This window comes from Asticcacaulis sp. P2_B1 (assembly GCF_056404915.1).
The window spans coordinates 534,495-554,329 of the sequence record NZ_JBFUDD010000002.1 but is presented as its reverse complement, the minus strand read 5'-3'; the positions used below and the strand labels follow the sequence as shown (position 1 = coordinate 554,329).

Here is a 19,835-nt window from a genome sequence, read left to right as displayed (position 1 = left end):
GAGCTCAATATGACCAAGTCTGCCCTCGGTTTCGACCTCACGCCGCCCACCGCCGACCAAATCAAGGACCTCGCCTCGCGCCTCGATCCCGACGCGGTGCGCATCCTGCTGCATGCCGGCACCGAAGCCCCCTTCTGCGGCAAGTTCGACGAATACGAAGAGGAGGGGACCTATACCTGCAATCTGTGCGGCCTGCCCCTGTTCGACAGCCATGCCAAGTTCCACTCCGGCTCCGGCTGGCCCAGCTTCTATCAGGGCATCGATAAGGATCATATCCGCAACATCGTCGATACTTCGCACGGCATGCGCCGCATCGAGATACGCTGCGCCCGCTGCGATTCCCACCTCGGCCACGTCTTCGAAGACGGCCCGCGCCCGACCGGCCTGCGCTACTGCATGAATTCGGTGGCCATGGACTTCGTGCCCGAAGGCCACACCTTGCCCGATCGCCTCCATCGCGGCGCCCCCGAAGGCGAGCCGATCGAGGCATAAAAAAAGCGGCGCCCGCGAGCGCCGCTTTTCTTTTATCCGTACACGGACAGCCTGTTACGGCAAGGTATAGGCCGTCTTGACGATGGTGTAGAACTCCACCGCATAGGCGCCCTGTTCGCGCGGGCCGAAGGATGAGCCCTTACGGCCGCCGAACGGCACGTGATAATCGACGCCGGCGGTCGGCAGGTTGACCATCACCATGCCCGACTGGATGCGGCGCTTGAAGGTCTCGGCCGATTTCAGCGACGTCGTGCAGATGCCGGCGGACAGACCGAACTCGGTGTCGTTGGCGACCGCGATGGCTTCTTCCAGATCCTTGACGCGGATGACCGAAGCGACCGGTCCGAAGACCTCTTCGCGGTTGATGGCCATGTCCGACGTCGTCTTGTCGATCAGGGTCGGGGCATAATAATAGCCCGGCGTGCCGAACGTCAGGTCTTCGCCGCCGGTCAGAACGACGCCGCCTTCGGCCTTGGCCTTGGCCACGGCGTCACGGGCGACGTCGAGCTGTTCCTGCGACGCGATCGGGCCCATTTGCGTGCCGTCAGCGCGCGAATCGCCGACCTTGATCGCCTTGGTCGCCGCCGCCAAGGCCGCGACGAACGTATCGGCGATACCTTCGGTGACGATGATGCGCGACGACGCGGTACAGCGGTGGCCGGTCGAGAAGAAGGACGAGTTCATTACCGAATTGACGGCGATGTTGAGGTCGGCGTCATCCAGCACGACGACCGGGTTCTTGCCGCCCATTTCGCACTGGACGCGCTTGCCCTTGGCGACGGCCTGGTCACGCACGCGCGTACCCGTCGGCACCGAACCGGTGAACGAGATGGCGTCGCAGCCGTCGATCATCAGCGGACCGGCGACCGAACCGCGGGCGAAGATCACGTTCAGCACGCCCTTGGGCAGGCCGGCGCGGTTCAGGATGTCGGCGATTTCCCAGGCGCAGGCCGGGGTCAGCTCGGCCGGCTTGCACACGACCGTGTTGCCGAAGGCGATGGCCGGGGCGATCTTCCAGGTCGGGATGGCGATCGGGAAGTTCCACGGACAGATCAAACCGATGACGCCGACCGGCTCGCGGGTGATTTCGACCTTGACGCCCGGACGGACCGAATCGAGGACTTCACCGTGGGCGCGCAGCGCTTCGCCGGCGAAATATTTGAAGATATGGCCGGCGCGGGTGGCTTCGCCGATACCTTCGGGCAGGCTCTTGCCTTCTTCGCGCGACAGCAGGTTGCCGAGCTCGGCCTTGCGGGCCAGGATTTCCGTACCGGCGGCGTCCAGAACGTCGAAGCGTTGTTGCGGTGTCGAATATTGCCAGGTCTCAAAGGCTGCGCGCGCCGCTTCGATGGCGGCCTTGACCTCGGCCTCGCCGGCCGTGGCATAGACGCCGATAATGTCATTGGTGTCGGACGGATTGATATCGTTGAAAGTTTTTTCGGTGGTGACCCACGCACCGTTGATCAGATTACCCTTAACCGACATAGTCGTTCTCCTGGCAGATTGGCATTTATGGAATTGGCCCGCTGTATAGGCTGTTATGTTAGCGCTCACAAGGCGGTTGTACGCAAACTATATAGTCAGACAATTGGTGCCCGCCAAGCCATGGCGGATTTTTATTTCGCCCTCTCTATCAAACCGAAGGGCCCAGGTCAGCTGCAATGTGCAATCCGGCCTTACTATTGGTATTTATTGAAACTTTGGGAAATGCCAATTGAGATGCATTGATCCCATATGCTGCTAAAGCGCAAAGGACGCCGCACTGCGGTACCTCTGTGTAAAGGCTTTGACCATGGCTATCCCGTTTATCGATCTCGGCATTCAGCGCGAACGCATCGGCGCCTCCATCGAAAGCGCCGTTTTGAAGGTGATCCATCACGGCGCCTATATCATGGGGCCCGAAGTCAAAACTTTTGAGGCCAATATGGCTGCCTTTGCCGGCGCCAAACACTGCCTATCCTGCGCCAACGGCACCGACGCCATCGAACTGATCCTGCTGGGACTCGGTGTCGGCAAAGGTGACGCCGTCTTCTGCCCGTCCTTCACCTTCGTCGCCACCGCCGAAGTCGTCCCCATGGTCGGCGCCGAACCGGTCTTCGTCGACATCCAGGCCGACACCTATAATCTCGATCCGCTGAAGCTCGACGCCGCCATCGCCGCGGTCCAGGCCGAGGGCCGCCTGAAGCCCGCCGCCATCATCGCCGTCGACCTGTTCGGCCAACCGGCCGACTATCCCGCCCTGTCGGTCATCGCCAGGAAATACGGCCTGCCGCTGATCTGCGACTCGGCGCAAGGCTTCGGCGGCACCATCGACAACCGCCAGCCGTTGGAATGGTGCGTCGCCACGGCCACCAGCTTCTATCCCGCCAAGCCGCTGGGCTGCTATGGCGACGGCGGCGCGGTGGTCACCAATGACGACGCCCTGCTGGAACGCATGGTCTCCTTCCGCGTCCACGGCGGCGCCACGGCGACCGATGTCGCCACCATGAAGTTCGACCACGAAGCCAAATATCTCAATGTCCGCATCGGCATGAATTCGCGCCTCGACACCATCCAGGCGGCCGTGCTGATCGAAAAGCTCAACATCTTCGGCGAGGAAATCGCCCTGCGCCAGAAGGTCGCCGCGCGTTACAACGACCTCCTTTCCGGCAAGGTCATCAGCGTACCCTATGTCAAGGACGGCTATATCTCTACCTTTGCGCAATATACCATCGAGCACGCGAATCGCGACGGCCTGCAGGCCCACCTGCGCACCCAGGGCGTGCCCTCGGCGGTCTATTATCCGATTCCCCTGCACCAACAGCCGGGCTACACGGCCTTCAATGCCGGCCCGGGCGATCTCGCCGTCTCCGAAGCCAAGTCGAAGACCGTCATTTCCCTGCCGTTCAGCCCCTACCTGTCGGAAGAAACTCAGGACGAAATCGTCAAGGCCGTCACCAGCTTCAACGGCTAAATAGTACAATTTTCCAAGAATTTCCTCCTGCCTCGCTTGCGGGGAAGGTGGCATTTGCGGAGCAAATGACGGAAGGGGGGATGGTGGGCTACCGCAAAGCCCTGCGGTCACCATTCGCCTGGCATCAAAACACCCGTTGACACACTGTGTTCACACGGTGTAACAAGAAATGACGCAAATTTGTCAGCTCGTCGGAAATTTTCCGAATAATTATGCATCTGCGCGAAAAATTCGACTTTTAAAGTCGGACATCTCTTGCTATGCAAAATTCACAGCGTGACATTTCGCATCTGCACACGGAGCAATCCGCGTGATGACCTGCGTGCCCGAACGGACTTAACAACAAGACGGACTTAAAAACGAATGACAGTGGCTCCGAGCAGCGTGATGGCGGTTTCAACCACGGCAGACAGTGCACCGCACCTGCTGGCCCATCAGGCGACTCTCGACCTCAACAGCGGCGACGCCGGCTGGATGATCGTCGCCACTGCCCTGGTCCTGTTCATGACCTTGCCCGGCCTGGCCCTGTTTTACGGCGGCATGGTGCGCAAGAAGAACCTTCTGGCGACGCTTGCCCAATCGGTCGCCGTCACGGTCATCGTCACCGTCCTGTGGATCCTGGTCGGTTACAGCCTGTCCTTCACCGTCGGAGGCGGCGCCGCGGCCAGCGGCTGGAACAAGGTCCTGGGCGGCTTCGACGTCCTTCTGCTCGACCATGTCGGCATGGCGACGGCCTATAGCGCGGCGCCGCAGCTGCCGGAATATCTCTGGGTCGCCTATCAGATGACCTTTGCCATCATCACGCCGGCCCTGATCGCCGGTTCGATCGCCGAACGCATGAAATTCTCGGCCTTCTGCCTGTTTACCGCCCTGTGGAGCCTGCTGGTCTATGCTCCGGTCTGTCACTGGGTATGGGGCGGCGGTTTCCTCGGCCAACTGGGCGTGCTCGATTTTGCCGGCGGTTCGGTCGTCCACGTCAATTCCGGTGTCGCCGGCCTCGTTGCCTGCCTGGTTTTGGGCAAACGCCGCGGTTTCGGCCGCGACAACATGGCGCCGCATAATCTCGGCTACACCATGATCGGCGCTTCGATGCTGCTGGTCGGTTGGATCGGCTTCAATGCCGGCTCGGAATGGGCCGCCGATTCGATCGCCTCGGTCGCCATGCTCAACACCATCGTCGCCACCATGACCGGCGCCATTGGCTGGATCGTGCCGGAATGGATCGAACGCAAGCAACCGACCCTGCTAGGCATGGTTTCGGGCATGGTCGTGGGCCTCGTCGCCATCACCCCGGCGGCCGGCTTCGTGACGCCGGGCGGAGCCCTCCTGATCGGCCTGATCGCCGGCCCGATCTGCTATTTCGCCAGCACCTACGTCAAGAACATGTTCAAATATGACGACAGCCTCGATGCTTTCGGCGTCCACGGTGTCGGCGGCTTCACCGGCGCCATCCTGACCGCCGTATTCGCCAACAAGGACATCAATGCGCTCGGCGCCAATGCCAGCGTACTGAATCAGCTGATCGGTCTGGGTTGCGTGATCGCGTGGAGCGCGGTGGTAACCTTCCTCATTCTCATGGTCTGCAAATACACAACAGGTCTGCGAGTAAGCGAGGAGAATGAGATCGAGGGCCTCGATATGACACAGCACGGGGAGACCCTGCACGGATGATCTAAGACAGACATCGGTGCCGATCTTCTCCCCCCTCGCTGGTTCGCCCGTCGAGGGGGTTTGCATGTCAGGGCATATTCCAACGGCCAAGGCCGTTGGCAAGGGCGACCGCCCGCCGCCGTCGATGCGGCGAGCCATGCGGCGCTTGAGCTAAAGAAAGGATACCAAGGGCCATTCTTATGGCCATTGGTATTAGAAGTTTTTAAGCGTCGAGGCTGTCAATAGCTGGCCTTTGCGGTTAAAAGTTTCGCGTAAAGGCAATTTCGCGACGGTTTATGCCGTCTTGAGCTGACTAAACCGGTATCATTCGATACCATCACGGCATTTTTGCCATAGACCGGAAAAACCGGCGGGCAAAGGTGACAAGAGTAACGATTTTTCTTTTCCTGCCGGGGCTTTTCCGCTTTGAAGCCGGCGCGCAGGACATAACGCGTACAAGGGTTAAGCCATGGATACGAACCGTTTCGTGATAGAGGTCAAAAAGACGCCGGCGAAGTCGGGTGCGAAGACTCGCACCGGCAACTTCAATGAAATCTATGCCGACTTCAAACCCACAGAAGCGGCGCATCAGGCGTCGCGCTGTGCGCAATGCGGCGTACCCTTCTGCCAGCACGGCTGCCCCTTGCAGAACAATATCCCCGACTGGCTGCGCCTGACCGCCGAAGGCCGCCCCCAGGAAGCCTGGGAGCTGTCCGCCGCCACCTCGACCCTGCCGGAGATCTGCGGCCGCATCTGCCCCCAGGACCGCCTGTGCGAAGGCAGCTGCGTCCTCGAACAATCGGGCTGGCAAAACGTCACCATCGGCTCGGTGGAACGTTATCTCGGCGACATGGCGTTTGAAAACGGCTGGATCGAACCGATCACCCCCGAATTCGAGCGCGAACAGAGCGTCGCCATCATCGGCGCCGGCCCGGCCGGCATCGCCGCGGCCGACCGCCTGCGTACGCTCGGATATAAGATCACCATCTATGACCGCTACGACCGCCCGGGTGGTCTGCTGGTCTACGGCATCCCGTCGTTCAAGCTCGAAAAGCACGTCGTCGCCCGCCGCACCGATCGCCTGGCGGCGTCCGGCGTCGAATATGTCCTGAACTGCGACATCGGTAATGACATCACCTTCGAAGAGCTGCGCAGTAAGCACGACGCCATCCTGATCGCCACGGGCGTCTATAAGAGCCGCGAACTCACCGTCCCCGGCTGCGGCTCCACAGGCGTCGTCGCCGCCCTCGACTATCTCACCATGTCGAACCGCAAGGGCTTCGGCTATGAGGTCGAGGCCGACGCCGAATCCCATCTCGACGCATCGGGTAAGAACGTCGTGGTCATCGGCGGCGGCGACACGGCCATGGACTGCGTCCGCACCGCCGTCCGTCAGGGCGCCAAGTCGGTCTCCTGCGTCTACCGCCGCGACCGCGCCAACATGCCGGGCTCCGACCGCGAAGTCTCCAATGCCGAAGAAGAAGGCGTGCGCTTCGAATGGCTGTCCGCCCCAAAGGCCATCCTCGGCGACGCCAGCGCCGTCACCGGCCTGCGCGTCCAGCGCATGCGCCTGACCACGCCTGACGCGCAAGGCCGCCAGGGCATCGAAGAGATCGCCGATTCGGAAGCCGACCTGCCGGCTGACCTGGTCATCGAAGCCCTCGGCTTCGAGCCGGAAAATATCCCGGTCATGTTCAACGAACCCAAGCTCGAAGTCTCGCGCTGGGGCACGATCCGCGTCCATACCGGCGAGTTCCGCACCATGCTGGACGGCGTCTTCGCCGCCGGCGACATCGTCCGTGGTGCGTCCCTGGTTGTCTGGGCCGTACGCGAAGGCCAGGACGCCGCCGCCGACATTCACCACTATCTGCAAACGCAGTTGCTGGCGGTCGCCGCCAATGACGAACAGGCCCTTCAGTTGGGAGCCGCGGAATAATCATGACCGAATTTGACTCGTATAAGCACTACCAGGACCAACGCCAGCGCCTGATCGACGGCCACGCCTACGATCCGGAGTCGGAAATCTCCGCTTGCGGCGTCGGTATCGTCTGCGCCATCGACGGCGCACCCCGCCGCGATGTCGTCGAACTGGCCGTCAAGGCGCTCAAAGCCCTGTTCCACCGCGGTGCGGTCGACGCCGACGGCAAGTCGGGCGACGGCGCCGGCATCATGGTCAATGTCCCGCAAGACTTCTTCCGCGACCAGGTGCGCAATATCGGCCACAACCCGCGTCCGGGCCCGGTCCTCGTCGGTCAGGTCTTCCTGCCGCGCACCGATCTCGGCGCCCAGGAAGCCGCCCGCACCATCGTCGAATCGGAAATCCTGCGCTCGGGCTTCTTCCTCTATGGCTGGCGTCAGGCGCCGGTCGACGTCTCGCAACTGGGCACGCGCGCCAATTCGACGCGCCCGGAAATCGAACAGATCATGATGGCGGCCCCCGACGGCCTCTCCGGCGAAGCCCTGGAACGCGCCATGTTCCTCTGTCGCCGCCGCATCGAAAAGCGCGTCGACGAAGCCAATCTTGACTGCTACCTCTGTTCCTTCTCGGCCAAGACCCTGATCTATAAGGGCATGTTCCGTGCCGAACTGGTCGACGACTTCTATCTCGATCTGAAAGACCCGCGTTTCGTCTCGTCGGTGGCCATCTTCCACCAGCGTTTCTCGACCAACACCTTCCCCGAATGGCGCCTGGCCCAGCCCTTCCGCATGCTGGCGCATAACGGTGAAATCAACACCCTGCGCGGCAATGTCAACTGGATGAAGTCGCACGAAATTCGCATGGCGGCCGCGACCTTCGGCGACGAAGCCCACGACGTCAAGCCGGTCATCCAACCGCGCGGCTCCGACTCCGCCGCGCTCGACAACGTCTTCGAACTGCTGGTCCGCGCCGGCCGTTCGGCGCCGATGACCAAGGCCCTGCTGATCCCCGAAGCCGCCGGCGCCGACAACACCATGTCGCCGAAGCACAAGGCGCTCTACGCCTATTGCAATGCCGTCATGGAGCCGTGGGACGGCCCAGCCGCCATCTGCGCCACCGACGGCCGCTGGGTTATCGCCGGCAAGGACCGCAACGGCCTGCGCCCCTTGCGCGTCACCGAAACCAAGGACGGTCTGCTCATCGTCGGCTCCGAAGCCGGCATGACCGGTGTCGCCGAGGAACGCGTCACCCGCCGCCTGCACATCGGCCCCGGCCGCATGATCGCCGTCGACCTCGAAGAAGGCAAGTTCTACGGCGAAAGCGACATCCTCGATTCACTGGCCAACAAGCACGACTATAGCGGCTGGCTGGAAAACATGATCGAGCTTGAGCCGCTGATCGCGCCTGGCCCCGAACCGCGCGCCTATCGCGGCGAAGACCTGCACCGCCGCCAGATCGCCGCCGGCTTCACCCACGAAGACCTCGACACCGTTCTCGACTCGATGGTCAAGGACGGCAAGGAAGCCATCGGCTCGATGGGCGACGACACCCCGCTCGCCGTTCTGTCGGATCAATGGCGCCCGCTGGCCCACTATTTCCGCCAGAACTTCGCCCAGGTCACCAACCCGCCGATCGACCCGCTGCGCGAAGCCTCGGGCATGTCCCTGCGTACGCGCTTCAAGAACCTCGGCAATATCCTGGCCGAAGACGAAGCCCAGACCAATGTCTTCGTGCTCGAAAGCCCGTTTCTGACGACGCTCATGTACGAACGCATGGTGACGTTCGACAGCGCCGGCAAGGTCGCTCATCTCGATTGCACCTTCGATGTTCCGTCTGCGGACGATACTGCTGGCGCCGGGCTGAAGGCCGCGTTGGAAAACCTGCGTGCCCAGGCCGTTGCCGCGGCCGAAGGCGGCGCCTCGATGATCGTCCTCAGCGACGAAGCCCTGTGCGCCACCCGCATCGGCATGCCGATGATCCTGGCGGCTGCCGCCGTCCATTCGCGCCTGGTGCAACAGGGCCTGCGCTCCTTCGTCTCGATCATCGTCCGCTCCAGCGAGACCATGGACCCGCACGCCTTCGCCGTCCTCGTCGGTGTCGGCGCCACGGCGATCAACCCCTATCTGTCGCTCGAACTGCTGCAGGAACGACTCGAACAGGGCCGCTATGAAGGCCTCAACGAACACAAGGCCTTCCTCAACTACAAGAAGTCGATCGAAGCCGGCCTGATGAAGATCCTGGCCAAGAAGGGCATCAGCGTCATCTCCTCCTATCGCGGCGGTTACGAATTCGAAGCGCTCGGCCTGTCGCGCGCCCTGGTCGCCGAATATTTCCCGGGCGTCACCTCGCGCATTTCCGGCATCGGCCTGTCGGGTATCGAGCAAAAGCTCGCCGCCCTACACAAGACCGCCTGGGCGGCCAAGCGTCCGTCCCTACCGATCGGCGGCTTCTACAAGATGCGCTCGGCCGGCGAGACCCACTATTACCAGCCCAAGCTGATCCATCTGCTGCAGGACGCCACGACGCGCCGCGACTACGAAACCTTCAAGACCTATTCAAACCTGGTCGCGAAGATGTCGAAGGAGCACCCGACCGCGCCGCGCGACCTGCTCAACTGGCAATCCAAACTGACCGCCGTGCCGATCGAAGAGGTCGAAAGCGTCAACGAAATCCGCAAGCGTTTCGTCACGCCCGGCATGTCGCTCGGCGCCTTGAGCCCCGAAGCCCACGAGACCCTGAACATCGCCATGAACCGTATCGGCGCCCGTTCGGTGTCGGGTGAAGGCGGCGAGGATCCGGAACGCTATGTCCGCCGCCCCAACGGCGACAACCCGAACTCGGCGATCAAGCAGATCGCGTCCGGCCGCTTCGGCGTCACGGCGGAATATCTCAACAACTGCCGCGAAATCGAAATCAAGGTCGCCCAGGGCGCCAAGCCGGGTGAGGGCGGGCAATTGCCCGGCTTCAAGGTCACAGAATTCATCGCCCGCATGCGTCACTCGACGCCGGGTGTCGGCCTGATCTCCCCGCCGCCGCACCACGACATCTATTCGATCGAAGACTTGGCCCAGCTGATCTACGACCTGAAGCAGATCAACCCGATCGCCCGCGTCACCGTCAAACTGGTGTCGCAATCGGGCATCGGCGCGGTCGCGGCCGGCGTCGCCAAGGCCAAGGCCGACGCCATCCTGGTCGCCGGCAATGTCGGCGGCACCGGCGCCTCGCCCCTGTCTTCGATCAAGTTCGCCGGCCTGCCGTTCGAACTGGGCCTGTCCGAAGCCCACCAGGTCCTGACGCTCAACAACCTGCGCGGTCAGATCCGTCTGCGCGCCGACGGCGGCATGCGTACCGGCCGCGACATCGTCATCGCCGCCATGCTCGGCGCCGAAGAGTTCGGTATCGGCACGGCGTCCCTGATCGCCATGGGTTGCCTGCTGGTCCGTCAGTGCCAGTCGAACACCTGCCCGGTCGGTGTCTGCGTCCAGGACGAGCGCCTGCGCGCCAAGTTCACCGGCACGCCGGACAAGGTCATCAACCTGTTCACCTTCATCGCCGAAGAGGTGCGCGAGATCCTGGCCAGCCTCGGCCTGCGCACCCTCGAAGAAGCCGTTGGCCGTACGGACATGCTGCATCAGATGTCGCGCGGCGGCGTCCACCTCGACGACCTCGACCTCAACCCGTTGCTGGTCAAGGTGGAAATGGACCCGCACGCCATCATCACCCCGGCCAACGAACGCAATGCGGTGGCCGACACCCTCGACGCCCAGATCGTCAAGGACGCAGCGCCCTTGCTCGAACGCGGCGAAAAGATGCAGCTGACCTACGACGTGCGCAACACCATGCGTGCCGTCGGTACCCGCACCTCGTCGGCGCTGGTCAAGACCTTCAAGGACACGCTCGACGAAGGCCATTTGACCCTGGAACTGCGCGGTTCGGCCGGGCAATCGCTCGGCGCCTTCGCCGTCAAGGGCCTGTTCATCAACCTGATCGGCGAATCCAACGACTATGTCGGCAAGGGCCTGTCCGGCGCCACCATCGTCATCCGTCCCAAGGCCTGGGCCGAACATCAGGCCCTGGCCGGCAACACCATCCTCTATGGCGCGACCTCGGGCCAGCTTTATGTCGCCGGCACCGCCGGTGAACGCTTCGCCGTGCGCAATTCCGGTGCTACGGCGGTCGTCGAAGGCGTCGGCGCTCACGGCTGCGAATATATGACCGGCGGCCAGGTCGTGGTGCTGGGTGATATCGGGGCGAACTTCGCTGCCGGCATGACCGGCGGTATCGCCTATGTCTACGACCCGTCAAAAAAAGCGGCGCAATTCGTCAACGGCGAAGGCGTCACCCTGCGCCACGTGCCGGAGATAAACGTCGCCAACCTGAAGTCGCTGATCCAGTCGCACCTCGACAAGACCCTGTCGCCACGTGCCCAGGCCATTCTCGACGACTGGGACAACTCGCTAAAGGCCTTCGTCGAGGTCATGCCCAACGAAATCCTGGCCATCCAGCAAAAACTGGAAGCCAAAACCGCCTAACGAAAAACGGCTCCGCAAGGGGCCGTTTTTTTCATCACCGCTCTTGCTCTGGCCAAAAATGATTCGGTAGCCTATTGCCGCAACGACACCCTCTGCATTAATCCTGATAAACTGAATAAATTCAATGATATCGCGGTCTCTATGCAGCGCCTTGACTACTGCATAGCGACGGCGATTTACTCCAGCCTTGTCCAGCCCATATCCTTGCACAAGACCCCCAGAATGCACCCGGTCGTCGTCATGGTGCGGTCCTGCACCTTCATGGTAAAACCATAGGTCTGGTTGCGTTGCGGATCGAAGGCCTTGCCCTTCCACAACGCCGTGCCGCTACGCCTGACCGCCATGACCAGCTTGTCCCCGACCTTCTCATCGGGCGTACCGGGCTTGATCCAGGTATTGATAGCGCACAGGTCGCTACCGCACGGTTCGACGATGACCCTGGCCTTGCCGTCGCCACGCGCCCATTGCCCCTGAGGTGACGGCTCCGCCGCCTGGGCGCCACCGACCGCCATAAGCAACAAAGCCGTCCATAAATATCGTTTCATATTCGTCTCCTGTGCCGGCCCCATAAGCGATACGCGCAACGCATCCATCCGGATCAGGAATTTTCGCCCTCCCATGAACCGGAAGACCTTTCGCGCCGTAATCCCCATCAGGAAACCAAAGGCGCCCCATGGACCCCATCACTCTCATCTCGCTTGCCGCCGGCGTCAGCCTAGTCATGATGGTGGCCTGGGCCGTGCAGCTGATCACCCGCAAAAGCGGCTGGATCGACACGCTCTGGACCTTTGCCGTCGGTGCCGGTGGCGTCGCTTCCGCCCTGCTGCCGGACGCCGCCGCCAACCCCAGCCGCCGCATAGCGGTCGCGGTTCTGGTCGCCATCTGGGCGGTACGGCTGGGCCTGCACATCGCCGGCCGCACCCACGGCGGCGGGGACGATCCGCGCTACGCCGCCCTGCAAGAGGAACAGGGAAAGGCCTGGCCGACCTATCTCTTTTTCATGTTGCAGGTTCAGGCCCTGGCCGCCTTCGTCCTGGTCTTTGCCGTCCGCCTGGCTGCCACCAATCCAGCTCCCTTTCCACAAGTCTGGGACTTTGCCGGCATCGCCCTGCTGCTGATCGCCTTTGCCGGCGAAGCCACCGCCGACGCCCAGCTGGCCCGTTTCAGCAAGTCGAATCCCGGCCGCTCCACCGTCTGCGATATCGGCCTGTGGCAATGGTCGCGCCACCCCAACTATTTCTTCGAATGGCTGGGCTGGTGCGCCTGGGCCGTCCTCGCCATCGGGCCTGCGCCCTACGCCTGGGCAGCCCTGATCGCCCCCGTCTGGATGTACATCCTGCTGGTCTATATCTCCGGCATCCCGCCGCTCGAAAAACACATGCTCGCGACCCGCCCGCAGGCCTTCAAAGCCTATCAGGCCAGGGTCAATGCCTTCTTCCCCGGTCCCCAACACAAGGAGCGAAACTCATGAACCTCATCGCCAGTACCATCGGCGCCGCCGAGCGCGCCCCGCTTCCCGACGGCCTGACGCTGGCCGGTATCGACTGGTTGGTCGGCCGCACGCGCAAGCAACTGGCCCACGCCCCGCAATCGGACGAAGAGGCGTTCCTCGCCGAGATGCGCGATTATCCCATCGCCGCCCATGCCGATGCCGCCAACGCGCAACACTATGAAATTCCCGATGAATTTTTCGGCCTGATCCTTGGGCCGCAACGCAAATATTCGTGCTGCCTCTATCCGACGCCCGATACGACGCTTGCCGAAGCCGAAACTTTCGCCCTGCTGGAAACCTGCCACCGCGCCGGCCTGAAGGACGGCATGGATATCCTCGAACTCGGCTGCGGCTGGGGCTCGCTGTCCCTGCACATGGCCAAGACCTATCCTCATGCCCGCATCACCTCGGTGTCGAATTCCCACTCCCAGCGCGAATATATCATGGGCGAGGCGGCGCTGCGTGGCCTCGACAACCTGACCGTCGTCACTGCCGACATGAACGACTTCGCCACCACGAACAGCTTCGACCGTATCGTGAGCGTCGAGATGTTCGAGCACATGTCAAACTGGCACGACCTGCTGGCGCACGCCCGCACCTGGCTGAAGCGTGACGGCCGCCTGTTCTTCCACATCTTCACCCACAAATCGCATTCCTACCGTTTCGACCATACCGACCCGGCCGACTGGATCGGCCGCTACTTCTTCACCGGCGGTATCATGCCGGCCCATGACCTGCCGCACCGTTTCCCGCACCTGTTTACGGTCGAGCAGGAATGGCGTTGGTCGGGCAGCCACTATCGCCAAACCGCCCTCGATTGGCTGGAAAACTTCGACGACAATCTCGCCCGTATCGATCCGATCCTGCGCGACGTTTATGGTGCCGATGCCGGCTTGTGGCGCCGACGCTGGCGCCTGTTTTTCCTGGCGACTGCAGGCCTGTTCGGTCATGCCGGCGGCTCTGAATGGGGCATCGGCCACTACCTGCTGGCCCCTGCCTCCTCTGCCTGACAAGAGCTGTAACTTGAATACCGGCTCCGCTTGTGTCACCCTAAATGCAAGGATCGTAACAAGGTTCGCGAAACGGGGAGGCGGCAATGAAACTGTGGTCGATACTACTGGTCTCAGCCCTGTTGTGCTTCAGCACCCAGGCCCATGCCGCCGACGGCGCCAAGATGGCCCTGGTCATTAACCAGGTCGATTACCAGTCCCTGACACCCTTGCCCGACACCGACGGCGAAGCGGCACAGATGAAAAACGCCCTGACCAAGGTCGGCTTCGACGTCACCTCTGTGCGCGACGCCACGCTCGATGGTTCCGGCGGTCACCCCAATCTCCGCCAGGTCATCAAGGACTTCCGCCGTAAACTGGCCGCGTCACCCGGCGCCATCGGCTTCATCTATTATACCGGTCACGGCATGGCCGATCCGACCGACGAAAAGGGCGACAACTATCTCCTTAGCATCGATGCCGACGTCCAGGTTGCTGCCGACCTGCCGTCGTCGGGTATCAAGCTGGGCGACCTGATGGATGGCATGGCCAATACCAATGCCCAGGCCGTGATCATCGTCGTCGACGCCTGCCGCAATACCCCAAGTCTGGGCAAGGGCGCGTCGAAAGGCCTGGTCGCCGTCGCTGCCGACCCCAATACGCTCGTCGCCTATTCGACCGATCTCGGCGACATTGCCGGCGTAGGCGTCTATGCCCCAATCCTCGCGGCCGAACTGGTCAAGCCGGGCAAGACCGTCACCCAGGTCTTCGATTCTGTGCAAGTCCAGGTCGCAAACCAGACTGGCCGCAAGCAGCGCCCGTGGTCCAACAACCGCATCTACGACACCATCTGCCTGGCTGGCTGCACGATCAATATCAACACCACGAATATCACCGCGGGCCCAAGCGTCGAACAGACCTTCTGGGCTTCGGCCAAGGACTGCGGCGACTACCGCGCCTATCTCAACAAATATCCCAATGGCGATTTTGCCGGCCTGGCCCAGGCGCGCCTGGGCGATCCCCTGTGCAATATCTCGCACAACCCGACTTCGTTCGACGCCGGCCTGGCGCCTGCCATCAATGCTGGCGTCATCGGCCTGTGCGATATCAAGGCGGGCTCCGAGTTCGACCAGGACCGCCCTGCAAGCGCGCCCTTTATTCACCTGGCCAGCATCTCCTCGCCCGATGCCGTCGAAGCCTGTCAAAAGGCCGTCGACCAGGACCCGAATAACCGCCGCCTCCAGCTCAATCTCGGCCGTGCCTATCTGGCTGGCAATGTCCTCGACAAGGCCGGTGCCTGGTTCGCCAAATCGGCCGCCGCCGGCAATAGCGAAGCGATGGTCGGCATGGGCCTGGTCACAGCCCGCCTCAACCTCGATCCCGCCGGCTATGCCGCGGCGCGCGACTGGTTCCAAAAGGCCTCCGACATGGGCAATGGCGACGCCTCGGCCCTTCTGGCGGAAATGTACTTGACCCCCAACACCGGCTTTACCGACGCGACCAAGGCGCGGCCTCTGGCGCTGAAGGCCGCGGCGGCCGGCCAAACCACTGCCATGACCGATCTTGCCGCCATGTATTTCCACGGCATCGGCGGTGCCCAAGACTATGGCCAGGCCCTGGTCTGGTACAAGCTGGCCGCCGAAAAGGGTGACGTCACGGCCATGGTGTCGACCGGCTTCATGTACGAGAACGGCTACGGCACGACCCAGGATTACGGCACCGCGCGGCACTGGTACGAACAGGCCATGGCGGCCGGCGATGTTTCGGCAACGGCGTCTTTGGGCACGCTCTACTATAACGGCCACGGCGTGACCCAGGATTTGGTGGTGGCGCGGCGGCTTTTCCTGGCGGCCGCCCAGGCCGGCAATAACGGCGCCATGGCCAATATCGGCCTGATGTTCCAAAACGGCCTGGGCGGAGCAATGGATCTGACCCAGGCGCGTACTTGGTATCAGCAGGCGGCCGCAGGCGGCAATACCTGGGCGGCCGAACAGCTCAAGACTCTGTCCGCCAATTAAGGTTCCAATCGCACCGTCCGGGCGCGGTAGTTCAGCGTCACCCTGTAATGGCGCAGGAACTGATAGCCGATGGCCGCCTGGGATTTCAAAGGCGCTGTGCCGAAGGTCGAATAGACCGTGACCGGATTGGCATGGCTGAAAGGACCCACCGTCACATCCGGCGCGGAGCCGATCCTCACGGCCTGCGCGCCGGCATAACCATAACCGGTGACCCGCTGGGCCTGGTCGACATAGGCCTGCAAACCCGCCGCGGCGACACCCTTGGGCGTAACCAGCAGTTCATATGCGCCGCCGGTATCGATCAGGGCGCTCAATGTATGGCCGGCCACCGTGATCGGCACGGTTGGAATGAGGTTGTCCATACCCATTGGGATATCGCTATCGCGGCGTTCGGACGACGCCACGAAGGCGATGGTGGCTGCCTTATAGTCGATGACCAGAATACGATCTTTAAGCAGGCTGTAGCCGACAACACCGGCCAGAGGCTGACCATCCGGTCCGGTCATGCCGGTCAAGGGCGCGGCGGAAAAGTCGACATGGCTACGCGTCGCATCACCGCTGGCGATATCGACGACCGTGTTGAAAAACTGGATCTTCTGCGTGCCGAAACCGGTTCCCGCGCCGGCACCCGGTTTGAGTGTCAAACCCAGGCTCTTGGCATAGTCGAGATCGAGCACCGACGGCGAGGTGCCGTCATCCAGTCCCATCCAGCGCGGCGGCGCGCCGTTGACCGAGACCTGGATAAAGGCGGCGCCATCGCGAAAGGCTGACGGCAGGACGATGTCGTGGGAGGCTTCCGGCGCCGTAGCACACGACGAAAGGGCGATGGCGAGGAAAAGGGCGGCGGCTTTGATCATGCCGCCGAACCTGCGTTAAACCCCATCAAAGGACAATACTTAAATCCCGTCGCCGCCATAGATCGGGTTGTGGATGCCGCATTCGACCTTTTCGGTGCCGGCCCATCGGCCCGAGCGCGCGTCTTCTCCGGCGGCCACCGGCTTGGTGCAGGTAAAGCAGCCGATCGACGGAAAGCCCTGTTCGACCAGGGGATGCGGCGGCAGGTCGTGTTCGGCGAAATAGGCTTCGATATCGGCCTGGGTCCACGTGGCCAGAGGATTGACCTTGAAGTGTTGGCCGTCATATTCGACGATCGGCAGGCGTGTCCGCGTTGCGCTCTGATGGCGCTTGCGGCCGGAAATCCAGGCGCCGTAATTTTCCATCAGCCGGTTCAGTGGCCGCACCTTGCGCAGGTCGCAGCACTGATCCGGATGGGTCCGCCATAGCGTGCCCTTGGCATCTTCCATCGCGGCCTCATCGGCATCGGCCTTCAACACCACGATATTGGTCAAACCCAACCGGGCGGCCAATTCATCGCGATATTGCAGGGTCTGAAAGAAGTGGCGGTCGGTGTCGAGGAACAGCACGGGCAGGGCCGGATCGATCTCCGACACCATGTGCAGCAGCACGGCCGAATCGGCGCCGAACGACGACGACAAGGTGATGTCGCCGAAGAATTCGTTGCGGATGGCGTCGCGCAGGATCTCTTGCGCCGTCATGGTCTCATAACGCGCGCTCAGGGCTTCGGCACGGGTGGCGCCCTCGCTGGGCGCGCGTTGCAGTGTATCGATCAGGACGGTCATGACGCAGCCTCAGTATGCCTCAATGCCCATGTGGGCCGCGCGGCATCGGCGGCGCCCTGATAGGTCGTCGAGAAGCGCGTGGCCGCGGACAGGATGGCCTCGGACGGATCGCGGTCCTTGACGGCGAATTCGTCGAAACCGCAGCGCAGCATGTAGAACAGCTGGTCGCGCAAGACGTCGCCGACGGCGCGAATGATGCCGGTGAACTTCAGGTCCTCGCGCAGGATGCGGGCGGTCGAATAGCCACGGCCGTCACGAAAGCCCGGAAAGCTGACCTCGATCAGGGTCAGTTTCTCTAGATAAGGCTCCAGCAGCCGGACATCGTCGCCCGGCTTGATGCGGACACCGTAATGGCCGTTGAGACCGTCCAGCTCGCTGAGCGCGCGGTCGAAACCGAGGATATAGGGCCCATCGGCGCCAGTCGTCTCATCGTCGGCCAGTAACGTCCAGCCGTCTGGGATGACGGCGCCGTCGCGGGTAACCACAGCCGGTTCAAAACTCGAATTAGGCTGGCTCATGCAGGGCCTCCGCGAAAGTGTTGCGGCCGAGGCGTTCCAGGGCGTCGATAAAACGCTCATCCGGGCCGGTGCGCAGTTCAAGATAAAGCTGGACGACGCGCTCGATGGCGGCCGGCACGGCTTCGGCGGGCAGGCCCTTGCCGGTGATAACGCCAAGCGCGGCGCTTTCGTCGGCGCGGCCGCCCAGCAGGATCTGGTAGAATTCGATGCCCTGCTTGTCGACACCCAGTATGCCGATATGGCCGACATGGTGGTGGCCGCAGGCATTGATGCAGCCTGAAATCTTGATCTGCAAATCACCGATCTTGTCGGTCAGGTTGGCGTCTTCGAAGCGGCGCGAAATGTCCTGGGCCAAGGGGATCGACCGGGCATTGGCCAGGGAGCAATAGTCGAGCCCCGGGCAGACGATCATATCGGTGATCTTGCCGCCATTGGCCGTGCTGAGATTGACGGCATCGAGGCGGCGATACAGCTCATAGAGATCGGCCTTCGCTACGTGGGGCAGGATGATGTTCTGTTCGTGTGACACGCGCAGCTCGCCATAGGCATAGGCGTCGGCGACGTCGGCCATGACGTCCATCTGTTCGGACGAGGCGTCGCCCGGCGGCAGGCCGACCGGCTTCAACGAAATGGTCACCGAAATATGGTCGTCGCGCTTGTGGGCGTGGGTGTTGTTCCTGACCCAACGCGCAAAGGCGGCATCGGCGGTCTTCGCCCGTTCAAACGCCACGCGGTCGAAAGCGGCGGTCTTATAGGCCGGTTCGGGGAAGAAACTCCGGACACGGACGATCTCGGCCACCGGGGCATCGATACGTGCCGCATCCATGGTGCTCAGCTCGTCCTCGACCTGGCGCTTATACTCTTCGGCGCCCAGCGCGGCGACCAGGATCTTGATGCGCGCCTTGTAGATATTGTCGCGCCGGCCGTAACGGTTATAGACGCGCAAACAGGCTTCGAGATAGCTGAGCAGCTGTTCGCCCGGCAGGCCGGTCTTGATCAGGTGCCCCAGCGACGGCGTGCGGCCCATGCCGCCGCCGACATAGACGTCGAATCCTTCGGGCTTCAGGTGCAAACCGATATCGTGAACGCGGATGGCGGCACGGTCGCGGGCAGCGCCGGTGATGGCGATCTTAAACTTGCGCGGCAGGAAGGTGAATTCCGGATGGTTGCTCGACCACTGGCGGATAATCTCGGCCCACGGACGCGGATCGTCATGTTCGTCGGCGGCGGCGCCGGCGAACTGGTCGGTCGTGGTGTTGCGGATGCAGTTGCCCGAGGTCTGCAGGGCGTGCATCTCGACCTCGGCCAGCTCTTCCAGGATCTTCGGCGCGTCGGCCAATTTGATCCAGTTGAATTGCAAGTTCTGGCGCGTGGTGAAGTGGCCGAAATCGCGGTCATAGGTGCGGGCGATGTGGGCCAGCCGGCGGACCTGGTTCGACGACAGCACGCCGTAAGGAATGGCGATGCGCAGCATGTAGGCGTGCAATTGCAGATACAGGCCGTTCATCAGGCGCAGCGGCTTGAACTGATCCTCGGTGATCTCGCCGGACAGGCGGCGGGCGACCTGATCGGAAAACTCGTTGTTCCGGTCACGGACGAAGGCGTGGTCGAAGGCGTCGTATTGGTACATGGT

The 19,835-nt window shown here is 62.6% G+C and carries 14 protein-coding genes; 8 read left to right on the top strand and 6 right to left on the bottom strand.

Annotated features, from left to right (window positions below; genetic code table 11):
• Positions 1-9: 9 nt before the first annotated feature.
• Positions 10-492, top strand: a complete 483-nt coding sequence (gene msrB, locus AC1DX3_RS06800) for a peptide-methionine (R)-S-oxide reductase MsrB (RefSeq protein WP_476988495.1) — start codon at positions 10-12, stop codon at positions 490-492.
• Between the two features lie 54 nt (positions 493-546).
• Here msrB and AC1DX3_RS06795 read toward each other — a convergent pair whose 3' ends face one another.
• Complete coding sequence (locus AC1DX3_RS06795; protein ID WP_476988494.1) at positions 547-1,977, bottom strand: aldehyde dehydrogenase family protein; 1,431 nt, start codon at positions 1,975-1,977, stop codon at positions 547-549.
• A 307-nt stretch (positions 1,978-2,284) separates the two neighbouring features.
• On the opposite strand from AC1DX3_RS06795, the gene AC1DX3_RS06790 reads away from it, so the two are divergent.
• The 4 genes from AC1DX3_RS06790 (at position 2,285) to gltB (ending at position 11,545) form a co-directional block, all read left to right on the top strand.
• Positions 2,285-3,445: a DegT/DnrJ/EryC1/StrS family aminotransferase gene (locus tag AC1DX3_RS06790; protein WP_476988493.1), complete on the top strand. Its 1,161-nt coding sequence runs from the start codon at positions 2,285-2,287 to the stop codon at positions 3,443-3,445.
• 387 nt (positions 3,446-3,832) lie between these two features.
• On the top strand, positions 3,833-5,116 hold the full coding sequence (locus AC1DX3_RS06785; RefSeq protein ID WP_476988492.1) for an ammonium transporter: 1,284 nt from the start codon (positions 3,833-3,835) through the stop codon (positions 5,114-5,116).
• A gap of 448 nt (positions 5,117-5,564) precedes the next feature.
• Positions 5,565-7,031, top strand: a complete 1,467-nt coding sequence (locus AC1DX3_RS06780; protein ID WP_476988491.1) for an NAD(P)-dependent oxidoreductase — start codon at positions 5,565-5,567, stop codon at positions 7,029-7,031.
• A 2-nt stretch (positions 7,032-7,033) separates the two neighbouring features.
• A complete protein-coding gene (gltB, locus tag AC1DX3_RS06775) occupies positions 7,034-11,545 on the top strand; it encodes a glutamate synthase large subunit (protein WP_476988490.1) in 4,512 nt (1,503 codons plus the stop codon).
• A 176-nt stretch (positions 11,546-11,721) separates the two neighbouring features.
• Here the strand turns inward: gltB and AC1DX3_RS06770 are convergent, their stop codons facing one another.
• The gene (locus AC1DX3_RS06770) at positions 11,722-12,090 is read right to left on the bottom strand and encodes a DUF2147 domain-containing protein (RefSeq protein ID WP_476988489.1); all 369 of its coding nucleotides are present in this window, start codon (positions 12,088-12,090) and stop codon (positions 11,722-11,724) included.
• Between the two features lie 128 nt (positions 12,091-12,218).
• On the opposite strand from AC1DX3_RS06770, the gene AC1DX3_RS06765 reads away from it, so the two are divergent.
• From AC1DX3_RS06765 to AC1DX3_RS06755, 3 genes are all read left to right on the top strand, one after another.
• On the top strand, positions 12,219-13,016 hold the full coding sequence (locus AC1DX3_RS06765) for a DUF1295 domain-containing protein (RefSeq protein ID WP_476988488.1): 798 nt from the start codon (positions 12,219-12,221) through the stop codon (positions 13,014-13,016).
• The gene (locus tag AC1DX3_RS06760) at positions 13,013-14,047 is read left to right on the top strand and encodes an SAM-dependent methyltransferase (RefSeq protein ID WP_476988487.1); all 1,035 of its coding nucleotides are present in this window, start codon (positions 13,013-13,015) and stop codon (positions 14,045-14,047) included. The genes AC1DX3_RS06765 and AC1DX3_RS06760 overlap by 4 nt, the downstream gene beginning before the upstream one ends.
• A gap of 86 nt (positions 14,048-14,133) precedes the next feature.
• Entirely contained in the window at positions 14,134-16,044 is a 1,911-nt protein-coding gene (locus AC1DX3_RS06755) for a caspase family protein (protein ID WP_476988486.1), read from the top strand.
• Here the strand turns inward: AC1DX3_RS06755 and AC1DX3_RS06750 are convergent.
• From AC1DX3_RS06750 to AC1DX3_RS06735, 4 genes are read right to left on the bottom strand one after another with little or no spacing between them, the layout of a single operon-like run.
• Positions 16,041-16,901, bottom strand: a complete 861-nt coding sequence (locus AC1DX3_RS06750; RefSeq protein ID WP_476988485.1) for an aspartyl protease family protein — start codon at positions 16,899-16,901, stop codon at positions 16,041-16,043. The genes AC1DX3_RS06755 and AC1DX3_RS06750 overlap by 4 nt on opposite strands.
• Positions 16,902-16,940: 39 nt before the next feature.
• Positions 16,941-17,684 (bottom strand): phosphoadenylyl-sulfate reductase, encoded by a 744-nt coding sequence (locus AC1DX3_RS06745; protein WP_476988484.1) that lies wholly within the window; start codon positions 17,682-17,684, stop codon positions 16,941-16,943.
• Complete coding sequence (locus tag AC1DX3_RS06740; protein ID WP_476988483.1) at positions 17,681-18,202, bottom strand: DUF934 domain-containing protein; 522 nt, start codon at positions 18,200-18,202, stop codon at positions 17,681-17,683. The genes AC1DX3_RS06745 and AC1DX3_RS06740 overlap by 4 nt, the downstream gene beginning before the upstream one ends.
• Positions 18,189-19,832 carry a nitrite/sulfite reductase gene (locus tag AC1DX3_RS06735; RefSeq protein ID WP_476988482.1) on the bottom strand — a complete coding sequence of 548 codons (1,644 nt, stop codon included), beginning with the start codon at positions 19,830-19,832 and terminating at the stop codon, positions 18,189-18,191. Before AC1DX3_RS06735 ends, AC1DX3_RS06740 begins: the two co-directional genes overlap by 14 nt.
• Positions 19,833-19,835: the final 3 nt, after the last annotated feature.

Coding starts and splice junctions, on each gene's coding strand:
- AC1DX3_RS06735 (WP_476988482.1), bottom strand. CDS start 19,832: ATGTACCAATACGACGCCTTCGACCACGCCTTCGTCCGTGACCGGAAC.
- AC1DX3_RS06745 (WP_476988484.1), bottom strand. CDS start 17,684: ATGACCGTCCTGATCGATACACTGCAACGCGCGCCCAGCGAGGGCGCC.
- AC1DX3_RS06740 (WP_476988483.1), bottom strand. CDS start 18,202: ATGAGCCAGCCTAATTCGAGTTTTGAACCGGCTGTGGTTACCCGCGAC.
- msrB (WP_476988495.1), top strand. CDS start 10: ATGACCAAGTCTGCCCTCGGTTTCGACCTCACGCCGCCCACCGCCGAC.
- AC1DX3_RS06750 (WP_476988485.1), bottom strand. CDS start 16,901: ATGATCAAAGCCGCCGCCCTTTTCCTCGCCATCGCCCTTTCGTCGTGT.
- AC1DX3_RS06785 (WP_476988492.1), top strand. CDS start 3,833: ATGGCGGTTTCAACCACGGCAGACAGTGCACCGCACCTGCTGGCCCAT.
- AC1DX3_RS06765 (WP_476988488.1), top strand. CDS start 12,219: ATGGACCCCATCACTCTCATCTCGCTTGCCGCCGGCGTCAGCCTAGTC.
- AC1DX3_RS06795 (WP_476988494.1), bottom strand. CDS start 1,977: ATGTCGGTTAAGGGTAATCTGATCAACGGTGCGTGGGTCACCACCGAA.
- AC1DX3_RS06780 (WP_476988491.1), top strand. CDS start 5,565: ATGGATACGAACCGTTTCGTGATAGAGGTCAAAAAGACGCCGGCGAAG.
- AC1DX3_RS06770 (WP_476988489.1), bottom strand. CDS start 12,090: ATGAAACGATATTTATGGACGGCTTTGTTGCTTATGGCGGTCGGTGGC.
- AC1DX3_RS06755 (WP_476988486.1), top strand. CDS start 14,134: ATGAAACTGTGGTCGATACTACTGGTCTCAGCCCTGTTGTGCTTCAGC.
- AC1DX3_RS06790 (WP_476988493.1), top strand. CDS start 2,285: ATGGCTATCCCGTTTATCGATCTCGGCATTCAGCGCGAACGCATCGGC.
- AC1DX3_RS06760 (WP_476988487.1), top strand. CDS start 13,013: ATGAACCTCATCGCCAGTACCATCGGCGCCGCCGAGCGCGCCCCGCTT.
- gltB (WP_476988490.1), top strand. CDS start 7,034: ATGACCGAATTTGACTCGTATAAGCACTACCAGGACCAACGCCAGCGC.